The 12892-nt window shown below is 40.3% G+C and carries 6 protein-coding genes; 4 read left to right on the forward strand and 2 right to left on the reverse strand.

Features of this window, described 5'->3' with window-relative positions; all coding sequences use genetic code 11:
* Positions 1 to 344 precede the first annotated feature (344 nt).
* A complete protein-coding gene (istA, locus tag ABID56_RS11525) occupies positions 345 to 1823 on the forward strand; it encodes an IS21 family transposase (RefSeq protein WP_354221355.1) in 1479 nt (492 codons plus the stop codon).
* 524 nt (positions 1824 to 2347) lie between these two features.
* On the opposite strand, the gene ABID56_RS11530 is transcribed toward istA, so the two are convergent.
* Together ABID56_RS11530 and ABID56_RS11535 are read right to left on the reverse strand one after the other, a co-directional pair.
* On the reverse strand, positions 2348 to 5899 hold the full coding sequence (locus tag ABID56_RS11530) for a hypothetical protein (RefSeq protein ID WP_354221357.1): 3552 nt from the start codon (positions 5897 to 5899) through the stop codon (positions 2348 to 2350).
* Between the two features lie 76 nt (positions 5900 to 5975).
* Positions 5976 to 9032: an S-layer homology domain-containing protein gene (locus ABID56_RS11535; protein ID WP_354221359.1), complete on the reverse strand. Its 3057-nt coding sequence runs from the start codon at positions 9030 to 9032 to the stop codon at positions 5976 to 5978.
* A 478-nt stretch (positions 9033 to 9510) separates the two neighbouring features.
* Between ABID56_RS11535 and ABID56_RS11540 the strand changes: the two genes are divergently transcribed.
* The 3 genes from ABID56_RS11540 to csaB are packed head-to-tail and all read left to right on the forward strand — an operon-like array spanning position 9511 to position 12803.
* The gene (locus tag ABID56_RS11540) at positions 9511 to 10236 is read left to right on the forward strand and encodes a WecB/TagA/CpsF family glycosyltransferase (RefSeq protein WP_354221361.1); all 726 of its coding nucleotides are present in this window, start codon (positions 9511 to 9513) and stop codon (positions 10234 to 10236) included.
* Entirely contained in the window at positions 10233 to 11759 is a 1527-nt protein-coding gene (locus ABID56_RS11545; RefSeq protein ID WP_354221363.1) for a putative polysaccharide biosynthesis protein, read from the forward strand. Before ABID56_RS11540 ends, ABID56_RS11545 begins: the two co-directional genes overlap by 4 nt.
* An 18-nt stretch (positions 11760 to 11777) precedes the next feature.
* Positions 11778 to 12803, forward strand: a complete 1026-nt coding sequence (gene csaB, locus ABID56_RS11550; protein ID WP_354221365.1) for a polysaccharide pyruvyl transferase CsaB — start codon at positions 11778 to 11780, stop codon at positions 12801 to 12803.
* Positions 12804 to 12892: the final 89 nt, after the last annotated feature.

Here is a 12892-nt window from a genome sequence, read left to right on the forward strand (position 1 = left end):
GGCTTGGAGCATCTCATAAGCTACAGCTAATCTTAGATAACAAGCTAACGTTTCTACTAGACTAGGGTCATTTACACAAAATTATTGACACTCCCGATTAAATCATGAATATAATATATGTTTCAACATTGATTTATTTCAGGATTGTCTTTAAGTTAGATGATATTTTGATGGAGAAACAAAGGAGTTCATGGCATTTCTTCAATCCTATCTCAAAGGAAGTAATGAGAGGGTGGCTAACTCCTTGTAGAAAGTATTTCAATTTATACCCCCTTGCATCATATTTAATGAAACTCCCTTTCCTACCGATAAATAACATAGTTTTTTATAAAGGGGAGTATATCATGACGTTATCAAAAACACAGGAAACATATATTCATAACTTAGCGAACAATCCAGAAATCGATAATTTATACCATATGGATATCGAGGAAATAGCCATTGCGGCTGACACGAGCATTAAAGCCGTCATACGGTGTCTTGGTTTACAAAAGGATTTTCTACAAAGGCGCGACAAAGATCCCGAGTATGAGAAGATCCTTTCGGCAAACCTCATAAAAGCATCAATCACAAAACCACGTGTGAGAAAGAGATACAAAGTGACACCGGTTTTGACCGAATTGATTGAGCATTATATCCAAGAGAACAAAGAGAAAGTCAAAAAGCGTCAATCTAAACTGAAGAAGAATAAACTTCAGATCCACAACGAAGTCATAAAACATGGATTCGATATTCATTACAGTACCACCTGTAGACTCATTAATGAGTTAGAAGAGAAGAAGTTAGAAGCCTTTATTAAATGTGCTTACCGACCAGGGGAATATTGTGAGTTTGACTGGGGAAGCATTCCTTTATATATAAATGGGCACCCTCGTATATTAAAAGCTGGTGTGTTCGCCAGTGCATACAGTAACTATCGGTATGCCTGCTTGTATGAATCGGAAAACCGGAAATCATTTGTTGATATCCATAATGCATTTTTTAACCATTGCGAGGGCGTTTATCAAACGGTTGTGTACGATAATATGAGTCTTGCCGTGAATCATCAACGCTCCAAAAATGGAAAGAAGAAACCTTCTAGAATTCTGAAAGCATTGTCCAAACACCACAATTTTAATTATCGCTTTTGTAATGTACGAAAGGGGAATGAAAAGGGACATGTCGAGAAGACTATCGGTGTAATAGAAGATACTATCTTTTCAAATAGAAGCTCATTTTCTTCATTAGAGGAAGCCAATCACTACCTAATGGAGGAGCTTATGAAGCTGAATCATAAGGAATGTCTGTATAACCGGAAGACATGTATTCAACGATTTAAGGAAGAACAAAAGGTGCTGCGACCCTTACAAAGTGATTTTATGTATGTAGAAAAAGACAAAAGAGTTGTGAATAAAAGTTCTATGATCCAGTTTCAAAATAACCTTTACTCTGTGCCAACTCAATATGTCGGGAAGAAGGTGGATATTCATTACACAGATATTCATATCAAATGTATTTATAAAGGCGACGTGATCGCTACTCATACTCGATTAACAGGTGTAGATGAGCATTCTCTATCATTACTTCACCATACGGACCTGTTCATCAAAAAGCCTGGAGGATTTGTACATAGCCTTTTATATCATCAACTCCCTTATGTAATCCAGAAAACATACAGGAAATATTTTGATGGAGAAACAAAGGAGTTCATGACATTTCTGCAATCCTACCTCAAAGGAAGTAATGAGATGGTGGCTGACTCCTTGAAGAATGTTTTTTCCAAAATAAAGGGAAAGATCACAAAAGAAAAGCTCATATCCAAATTCGAAGAAAATCTTCAATGAAAATGGATGATTTTAACTTATTAAAGTATAAGGAGGTCAATTTTATTTAGAATTAAAGATAATATGTCATTCACCTACCACTCATCCTATTTTTTTTAAAATGAATGATTTCATTATTTATAACCATATATGTCTGAATATTGGTAATTATCCGTATTTTATTAAACATAAAAAATACGGAGAAGCCATGATGAGCTCCCCCAGTTTTTTCGTCATGCGTATATGTGGTTTTCCGGAATGCGAAAATACAGGAGGCTCGAGCCGTGCCCCTGCATAGAAAACACTGCGAAAAAACGAACGTAGTGAGATTGAGCAGATGTTGCACTTGTGCCCTATGGGTGCAAGCATCCACCGTAAGCGATCACCTGACACCAACGGCTACCATCCCTCAATTCACCCTAAATTGCGCCACTACCCCAACAAATATTGTAGAGCCATAAAAAAAGACCCCATGAAGGGAGTCCATGAGGTCTTTTCTATTTACTTCATTCATATATTAAAATATGAACTTATAAAGCAAAGAATTAATATTGTTCTAAGTTGATATTTACAGTTACACTTTGGTCTGTAATTGTAAAGTCTTTAGAACCAACTGCTGCTTCATCTTTACCAGCATCAGTACCGCCAGCATCTTGGCTAACAAATACTTTTGCAGTATAGTCACCAGCAGTTAAGCCTTCGCTTACATCAAACTTGTAAGAGTTTCCAGAAGACTTACCATAAGATACTTCATTACCTTCGGAATCATAAATTACAACACGAGCTTCGTTAGTAGTCGCACCACCATCTAACTTAGTAAATGATACCGTAGCTGCATAAGATTGTTCGAATGTGTTATCTACAACAACATCTGAACCTTCAGAGATTGTCTTAGTAAACGTATATGGAGCGTACTTAGTACCTGTAGCTGGTGTTGCTGTAATAGTATAATCTCCAGCAGGTAATTCTTCTAGTAATGCATCAGTATTATTTTGTAATACTGTACCAGTGTAAGCATAACCATGTTCATTTACAGCTGTAATAGAAGCTAATTCAACATTTGATGTGAATTCAAGTGAGCTTGGGTCAACTTCTTCAACATCAATTGAAGGTCTTGTTACATCTTGATTTACTAAATCAACTGTTAGTGTAGTTGTAGCAAATAGACCATTTGTTGCACCGTCACTATCAGTAATTACTACTTCGTAAGAACCTGGTGTTTTATCAGTAACAGAAAAACCTCCATTTGCAGCAGTTGTAGTACTAGTGGAACCAAATTCAACATCAGCACTATCTACTGGTAAACCATTCATCTTCACAAAACTTGAGAAATCAAGTTTATCGTTTGGAGTTAACGTGATTTCTGGATCAGCACTCAAAGTGATGTCATAACCGCTAGCATTATCAGAGAAATCGAAATTAGGGATTTCATCTACTGAACTGCTTGCATCAGTATCGAGATAACCAACAAAGTGATCTTTTGAAAGTACTTTAACCTTTTTAGCACCTTGAGGTACTGCTTTGAATTCAGGTAGTACGGCATCGTCACCACTATTATCAGCAAGTCCAGTAAAGTCAGCAGAATCTCCTAAAATTGGATTTCCATTCTCATCAGTAAGAAGTACAGTTACTGCATTTTCAGAATATTCACTGCTAGTTCTAATATCGTCAATCTTTACGATACCAGCTTGTGTAATTTCTAAGTCTTCTGCAACATCTTCTGTTACATTAATGTTTTCAGTTTTAGTAACGTTATAGTCACCAGAAACTACAGCCTGATAGTCACCATCAGCAATATTTGCAAAGTTGTAACCAAATGATAATTCGTCTGCTGCAAAGCCTTCGCTATCACCATCCGGGCTGTCTTGGTTTTTCTTCGTTAATAAAGTAACTCCATGTTGTTTCAATTCAACTGTATAAGTGTCATTTGAACCAGTTTTTAGAGTTTGACCATCAACTGAAGATAATACATCACCAGATAAGGAATTGATGTCACCTAAGTCAGTATCAAGGACAACTTTAATATCTTTATCTTGGCCTTCAGTGATTTCTACAGGAATAACTTTTTGAGCGAAATCAAGACTAGTATCATCTTTCACTTTAAGATAATAAGTGCCTGAAACAAGGTTATGTGCGCTAAATGTAAATGTTCCATCAGCATTAGCACTGAAATCAGTTAATGCTTCTACTGAAGAATCATTAGATTTAACTAACTCTAAGTCAATATCATTTTCGCTAAGGTTTCTAGTTGTACCAGAACCGTTAGAAACAGTAACTGAATTTAAAGTGTTTGCCGCTACAATTGTATTTGCTTGAGTTGAAGCACCAGCATCTGTAACAGAAATTGCTGTTGCATCAAACGTTGAAGGTGTACCTGTTACGCCTTGTAAAAGGGTTTCTAATTCTGAAGCACTATGATTTGCAGTATCGCTATCTAGTGTAACTGTTATTGTGTCGCCTGACATTACAGCGCCTTCTGAAGCTCCAGAACTTGCATTAAATTCAATAGTTACATTCCCCATAGCACCATTAACAGCGCCCATATCAATATCAAAATTAGTACCTGAACCATCTACAATTTCTACAGCATTAGCAGTCGCAGCTTGGTCATTATCTTCAATAGCATTATTAAAGATTTGACCAGATAATGTCATTGCTTCTACTGATTCAGCATTTTCCATTACAACATTATCTAATGTGTAAAGGTCGCCTTCGCCAGCATCAAGGTTTTCTTCGGAAATTGTTAGCTCTCTAGTTACAGCGTTGCTGTAAGATGCTCCAGTAACTGTGAATCGGTATTGTTCACCAATCGTTAAATCACCAATAGCTGGAGTACCGGTATTTTCATCAATTGTAGCAACCCCAGCAGAACCTACTGCAGAGCTAATATCACTTGCAACTGTAATCCACATTTCTTCTTGAGTATCCCATTTTTGCATTGAGATAGTTACATCACTAGTCGTTAAAGGATTACCTTCGTTATCATTTAGTGGAATCTTAATTTCAGTATTTGTTGAAGCAGTAACTTCTGGCTGAATCTTTGTCATGTCTTGAGATAAGTCAAGTACCATACCAGTTAGTTTTCCATCTTTAACTGAGATTCTACTATCACCAGAAGTATAGTTTTCATTATCTACATAGCCATCATAGCTTAATTCAACTCGTTTACTACCTGTGCTTGTTGAAGCTTCAAAGTACCCATCTGCATCTGTAGTAACTGTCGTACCACTGATATTTAATTCAAGGCCTTCTACTGGTGTTCCGTTCAAGTCACTTCCTACAACATAACCTGCAATACCAGTTTCACCAGTTTGCTCTACTACTGATACACTTTCAGAAGCTGTATCAACTTTACCATCTGCATCATAAGCAGTAACAGTTACAGTATATAACCCATCAGATAAAGCAGAAGAAGTGAATGTATAACTACCATCAGTTAGGGTTGCTTCAGTAGTAGTTCCATCAATTGTAACTTCTACTTTATCAGCTAAGCTAACATCACCAGATACAGTCACTGTTTGATCATCATTTACAGTAGCTGTTACTGAATCAACACTAGCCTCAGTTGGAGCAACAAATGCTTCGTCTAAAGCAACATCTGTGAATGTTTGTCCATTATATTCGAATGATACTGTAGTCGCACCATCTTCTAGAGCAGAATCTAGAGTGATCGTTTCAGTAGTACCGTTTGCGAATGTAACTTCAACTTTTGTAGCATTAATCGCACTTACAGATTCAACAGTTAGTTCATCTGTTACATCTGAAGAGTCTTTGATTTCTGAAAGGCTAACTTCATTTTCTGTTTCAAAGTCTTCTACAGTTTCAGCACTATTTAGTAAATCTTCTTCACTCTTAGTGATGATGTCTGTCATTTTATATACAGAATCACCTGAAACCATATGATTGTTTTCATCTAATAAATGCTCTACTTTTTCATTTGGTGAAAGTTCTTGAAATGCCTCTAATGACATGAAAGTGCCATTTTCAATATCATAAATACCTTCTAGTTCAGCGTTCGCAGCAACTGGAGACGCTACAAAAGCTGTTGCTGTTGCAGATAACGCTGCAATACTTGCAATTTTAGTCTTGTTATTCATGTCGATACCTCCATTTTGTTTATTGTAATACAGGTTTAGCTCAATTGCTAAACCTGTATTACAAAATTGATACATATTATTCTACAAAGTTAATTGTAGTTTCAGTAATGACTTCTTCACCTGCTTCATTTGTATATGAAACTTTTACTGTCTCATGAATCTCATCATTATAGCCAGGAACGTCTTCAGAGAATTCACCTTCTGATACATTCACAGTTTCTGCTAGTTCTTGATCTGCTTCTAAGCCTTCGCCAGTTAGAAGAACATCAACTGAATCGATAGTATCAACGTCCTCATCAGCGACCGTACCCTCTAGTGTTAAAGTACCAACACCAAGGCTAGCTGCTAAGTCATTTGCATATGAACCGTCAGCTGATGTGATTTCAAATGTTTGTGTTTCACCATTATCGTCTCCATCACCATTGTCTCCACCAGTAGAGCCGTCACCTGTAATTGGAGTTGTTTCGTCCGCTTCAACACCGTCTACGTCAGCAACTGTTTGGTCTAAAGTAGAGTTTGTACCAAGATCATTTAGTGTGTAAACATCTACTGTATTCCAACTAGTTACGTCTACGCGAGTAACTTCGTTTGTATCACCGTCTGTTGTTACAAGGTAATTATCTGCATTGCCTGCGGATTCTAAATCGACTGCTTGGTCAAAAGTGATAGTAAACTGCTTGTTAGCATTTGTTGTAATGTTACTTACAGCAGGCGCGTCGCCGTGTAGGTTATGACTAAATGATGATGGTGAGTTTAATGTTGCAGCTAATGTTAATCCAGCCGCTGATTCAACTCCATCTGAATTAGTGATTGCTAATTCTTCATATTCTAAAATTTCATTTCGTTGTGGCTCATCTGTACCGATGTAATTGTTATAGCCGTCAATATTTGGTGTTTCAGTGAATTCGATTGTTAACAATGTACGACCAGTTGGGTCTTCTGTTGTTTCGAACGTGTTACCTTCACCTAATACGATATTGCTATATTCTGCACCATCGTTTAATTCGCTTGCACGAATTAAGTCTCCATCTTGTAGGTCCATATTTTCAGAGAATAGGATGTTCCAAGTGTCGCCGGTATCAACTTCACCTGTTAAACCTTGGTCAATTGCTGTAAATTGTTCTACTACTGGTGTTTCATTCGTAGTTTCTTGTGGTACTTGTACATGACCAGCAACACCGCTATCGCTCAGGTCTTCACCACTTACATCTACATCATTTGTTACTTCATTTTCTACTTTGATACGGTAAACATACTGTCCGTCTGCTACATTTTCATCTGTGAACCATGTTAGGTTTGTTGTTCCAACTTCTTCCCATTGGAAGTCTGATGTGACATCATCAGATGTATTACCAATGCCGTCTGGGCCTACTGAAGGAGCACGTTCTACAATATAGCTTGAGCCTTCATTATTGATATTACCATTATTCCATTCTAGGTGCACGTTATTATCAGCTACAAGTGCTTCAACTGCAGTTGGTGCTTCTGAACCGTATTCCTCAATAAAGTTAAATGTTGATACGCCGTCTTCACGGTAGCTAACATCTAATACATCGCTAGGTGTTAATAATGAATGGAATTCATCTTCTGAAATTCCAATACCTTCTAATTGGTATTCATCTTCAGAGTCATATGAGAATAAGCGTCCTTCTGTATCGATAAATGCATTATGTTCAGGGAAATGTGTTGCTGTGTAGCCCTGTAATGTTTGAACATCTTCATAATTACCGAAATCAGCTTCTTCTGAGTAGAATGCTAACGCTCCGCCAATACCAACTGCTTCAGTCGGAACGCCGTCGCGATCAACTGATAAATGGTCGTCTGAGTTAGCATCTTGGAATACTACTGGAACGACAGTCTCAGCTTGATCTTGATTGTCTACTGTAAATGTTAGTTCGTCATCACTTGGAACGTCAATGCCGTCTGCATAACTGTTGAAGTGGTCTACACCATTCACTTCTTCAATAGTTGATTGAAGTTCAGCGTTTTCAAATTGTTTTAAGTGAACGCGAAGGTTGTCATCAGAGTCATTGATGAACACTGGTTGACCATCTTCGTTTTGTGTGATGTAAGAAGCAGGTACTAACGCAATGTCTACTTGACCAGTTAGTCCTGAGACATTCACTGTATATTGACGTTTGCCACGATCGATGTTGTCGTCATCTGAAGATTCAGCAGTGCTGATTTGTTTTAGTACTGAGTCAGTTTCTTGGATTTCGATATCATCATTATATGAACCAGTGTTACCTTGTAGGATATAGCTACCTACTTCAGCACCTTCATAACTGACTGTGTATTCATAACCAGTCGTTTGTGATGTTGTAGTCAAGTAAACGATGTTTGGATTACTTGAATCTACTTCAGCATCACGGACTGTAATACCATTGTCGATATCAAAGTCAGACGCATCAACACCTTCTGTTAATTCTTGGTTGAATACAACACGAACTTGTTGGTGATTGATAGAACTTACTGATTCAACTGCTAGTTCTTCCTCTTCACCGTATTGGTCCATAGCTGTTGCTACTAATTTAGCAAAGTGTTGACGTTGCATGTCGTTTTCTGGGAAGTATTGTCCTTCACCATTACCTGTTACTAGTCCATGTGAAGCTAAGATGTGTACGTTGTTAGCATACCATTCGCCTTCATCAACATCGTCGAATGTTACTTCACTAGCTTCATCTAATTCTAAACCGTAACCTTTAACGACCATTTCAGCGATAGCTGCACGGCTTAAATCATTTGATGGGTTGAAATGTCCATCTTCATCACCTTGAACAACACCAGCTTCATAAAGCGCTGTGATTGAATCTGCAGCCCAATGTTCGTCAGATACATCCGGGAATGGGTTTTCACCTTCTGGTTGTAAATCTAATGCTTTAGCTAACATTTCTGCAGCTGAAGCACGGGACATATAGTCCTCTGGATTGAAGTTACCGTTTTCGTCACCTTGAACAACACCAGCCGCTGCTAGAGTTTCAATTTGATCGAAATAAGGGTGGTCTGTTTGCACGTCTGAGAACGTGTGATCATCAGCTGAAGCTACTGCTGGCGCAATTGCTGTCGCCGCTAACGCAGCTGCTGCTGACGTCGTCATAACTTTACGTGCATTGTTTTTACGAAAGTTACTCATAAAATGTTTCTCCTCCTTGGCTCTATTATTAGAAAACTATAAATTGACACGATTTCTATGTATTTATAGTTTTCTCATTACCTAATTGAATAAGAGATTTTCAGGTAACTCATACACCAAAATATAACACCAACAAAAAAAGAAATCAATATTTTTCCTAAACAAAATATTAATTTTTTCACAATTCTGTCTGTGTAATATTTGGTATTATGTATTAGCCTAAATACTATCTTAGTATTTTTATAGAAAAAGTCAACAGTTTGCAAATGAGAAATATGAAATTGTGACTATTTTCATATAATTAGTTGAATCTGGTAAAGGTACCTTTGGTGTGTTTTTAATTTTAATAGATTGATTAGCTATGACTTTTGGTTAATGGTTAGAACTTTATGGTAAGAAATTTCATGAACTTCTTTATGAATGATGTTAGTTATTGCATGTTTTTGATATAATATGACTAACGAAGGGAGTCAAAGTCATGAAGGTAGTTAAGTTTTTAGGGATCCCCTTTTTATACATAGATCAGGCTGAGTTCATTAATTTGATGGCTCAGCGTATTGAAGATAAGGACAAGACGTTTGTCGTGACGGTGAATCCGGAGTCGGCGATGATTGGTCAGCGCGATCAGCATTTTATGAATGTGTTACATCGCGCAACGCACGTGACAGCTGACGGGATTGGTATCGTGAAAGGTGTTCGTCTTGTTGGTGATTATTTACCTGAGCGTGTGACGGGCTATGACTCGATGATTGGTTTGCTTGAACGTGGGAATGAGCATGGTTATCGGGTGTTTTTACTCGGCGGACGTGAAGATGTTGTTCAAGAGGCAGCTGGTCGTGTGTCTTCTCGTTATCCTGGGTTAGACGCGGTCGATTATCATCACGGGTATTTTGATTTTAATGATGAGTCGGTAATTGATGCGATCAAGGCGTTTCAGCCGAACTTGGTGTTGGTCGGTCTCGGTGTACCCCGGCAGGAGCAGTGGATCGATGCTCATTTTGATAAGTTTGATCAAGGTGTATTTATCGGTGTTGGTGGTAGTATTGATGTGCTCGGGGGCTATGTGAAGCGTGCGCCGGAGACGTGGCGACGGTTGAATTTGGAATGGTTGTATCGTTTTTTACATCAGCCATCACGTTGGCGCCGGGCATTTGTGTTACCACAGTTTATTGGAACCGTGTTGAAAAAGAGGTTTAAGTCATGAGTTTACTACGTGGGACATTAATTTTGTCGTTAGCGGCTTTGATCTCGAAGGTTTTGGGAAGTATTTTTCGTGTGCCGCTTCAAAACATTGCGGGTGACGATGTACTCGGTATCTTCAGTTTAGTGTACCCGGTTTATATGGTGACGATGACGTTAGCGGTTGCGGGTATTCCGCTTGCGATATCGCAATTAATTGCAGAGGCTCGGGCTCAAGGTGACGACAACCAGATTAAGACGATTTATCAGACCGCGAGTACGCTCGGGGTCTTATTTGGTATTGGGAGTTTTATCGTGATTTGGGTATTGTCGGAGCCGATTGCGGTGTTGCTCGGCGGGCGTGAGACGGAATGGGCCCTCATTGTCGTGAGTTCAGCGTTGTTGGTTGTACCTTTTATGGCGGTTTATCGTGGCTTTTTCCAAGGGTTTCAAGATATGACGCAGACGGCTGTGTCGCAAGTGATTGAACAATTAATACGGGTTGTCGTGATGTTAGTTGCGGCGGTTGTTTTAGTTGATATGGGTATGAGCGATGCGAGAGTTGCGGCTGGTGTTATGAGTGGTTCGATTATTGGCGCAGTTGGGTCGTTGATTTATTTAATGGTTAAGTTTCGGCGTACGCAGTTGGTTCGATTTGGTTTTGGCGGATTGACGTGGGGTGCGTTTGTTTATTGGTCGAAGCGTATTTTGTCAAGGTCGATTCCGATTGCGGTTGGTACGGTGACGTTAGCAGCGGTGAATGTGGTCGATTCGTTGACGGTGCCATTTAGCTTGGGTGCTTTTGGTGTGGGCGATGTGTATGAAACGTACGGATTGTATGGCCGCGGACAAGCGTTGATTCAAGTGGCGACGGTTGCTGCGACATCGCTTGTATTGCCGTTGGTACCACGGATGGCTGAACTGTTAGCTGACGGGCGTGATCGTGATTTACGGCGTGTGATGGCACGCGCTTATGAATTGATTCATCTTGTGGCGTGGCCTGTGATGATTGGTTTGGTCGTGTTGACGGTGCCTGTCAATGTGGCGTTATTTACGAATGCTTCTGGCAGTGACGTCGTGTTTTGGCTGAATGTGAGCACGGGTGTGACGGCGTTTGCGGTAGTGTCGGTTGGGATGCTTCAAGGACTCGAGCGTGCGAAGTTGGCTGCTGGCGTTGTCGTTGTGTGTTTAGGTTTGAAAGCGTTGTTAAATATCGGTTTAGTCTCTGCGTTTGGATTAGTTGGGGCGGCTTGGTCGACGGTTGTTGTGTTTTTTGTTTTGATGGTATGGAATCATGTGTTGATTCTCAGACGTTTTAATGGGCCGCCTTTTTGGAATAAGAGAAATGCGCAATTGTTGATGGCAGCGGTTTTGATGGGTGTGGCGATTGTGATTTTAGGTCAATTTGTGTCGGGTGACGATTGGACAAGAGGGTCTGCCCTTCTATATACTATGGTCATGGTTGGTTTCGGTGGCGCTATTTATGCAGGGCTATGTTTGCTATGGGGCGTAATTCGGCTTGACCAACTACCATTTCGACGGAATTAGACGGAGGACTAGACTAACATGAAGGTCGTCATTTCAGGCTATTATGGTTTTTACAATATAGGAGATGAAGCGATTTTGCGTTCAATTGTGCAGCGATTGCGGGTAGAGGAACCTGATGTGGAGATTGTCGTTTTATCCGGAGATCCGCGTGATACGGAAGCGCGGCACGGCGTTACAGCGATTCATCGGTTTGATTTTTTGAAGATTCGGCGTGTGTTGCGTGGCGCTGACGGACTGATTAGCGGTGGCGGCAGTTTAATGCAAGATGTCACGGGATGGAAGTCGATTCCGTATTATTGCGCGGTGATTGGATTAGCGAAGCGTTATCGTGTGCCCGTATTTGCGTATGCGCAAGGGGTCGGCCCGATTGAACGCTCGTTAGGTCGGCGGTTGTTAGCGCGGACGTTTCGGGATGTGGATGCTGTGTCAGTTAGGGATCATCTGTCACTTGCATTGTTGCGTGAGATTGGTGTGACGCGCGAGATCGATGTCACGGCTGATGCGGTGTTCGGGATGAATATTGATGATTTTACGTTGGAACGTGGCGATTATGTCGCTGTGAGCGTGCGCCCGTGGGCTGAAGATTCGCGGTATCAGAACGTGTTAGCTGAGGCGTTAGATCAGATTGACGCGGATATCGTGTTCGTCCCGATGCAAGGTGATACGGATTATGACGCCTCGTTTGCGGTGCGGAAACAGATGACGCGGACGTCTGAACGGCGCGTGCACATTATGGATGCGGAGAGTTCGATTGATGAGAGGCTGCAAATAATTGCGGGTGCGCGGTCGTTAATTGGTATGCGACTGCATGCGTTGATTTTTGCCGCTGTGCTTGAGACACCGTTTGTCGCGTTATCGTATGACCCGAAGATTGACGCGTTTGCCGGCGAGCGTGTTGTCGGTCATGTTGAGCGGCGCGATTGGGATGCTGATGCTTTGTTAGAGGCGTTAGGTGTCTATGGAGATGACGCGATCGATGTGAGTACATACCGAGAGCAAGCTGTTGCAACAGCGCGAGACGCTGTTGCTTTGTTTAGAAAATGATATGGAGATGGAAGCAATCCACCGCGGTGGATTGCTTTTTTTGTGTAGTTTGGTGCAAGAGATGCGGAGTTTGAATCAAGGTTGAGTGA

Origin of the sequence: Alkalibacillus flavidus, assembly GCF_040545925.1 — a bacterium.
Classification (GTDB): domain Bacteria; phylum Bacillota; class Bacilli; order Bacillales; family Alkalibacillaceae; genus Alkalibacillus; species Alkalibacillus flavidus.

Bases quoted from the DNA above. Each gene is read 5' to 3' on its own strand.
- ABID56_RS11540 (WP_354221361.1), top strand. From the start codon at position 9,511: ATGAAGGTAGTTAAGTTTTTAGGGATCCCCTTTTTATACATAGATCAG.
- ABID56_RS11535 (WP_354221359.1), bottom strand. From the start codon at position 9,032: ATGAGTAACTTTCGTAAAAACAATGCACGTAAAGTTATGACGACGTCA.
- ABID56_RS11530 (WP_354221357.1), bottom strand. From the start codon at position 5,899: ATGAATAACAAGACTAAAATTGCAAGTATTGCAGCGTTATCTGCAACA.
- csaB (WP_354221365.1), top strand. From the start codon at position 11,778: ATGAAGGTCGTCATTTCAGGCTATTATGGTTTTTACAATATAGGAGAT.
- ABID56_RS11545 (WP_354221363.1), top strand. From the start codon at position 10,233: ATGAGTTTACTACGTGGGACATTAATTTTGTCGTTAGCGGCTTTGATC.
- istA (WP_354221355.1), top strand. From the start codon at position 345: ATGACGTTATCAAAAACACAGGAAACATATATTCATAACTTAGCGAAC.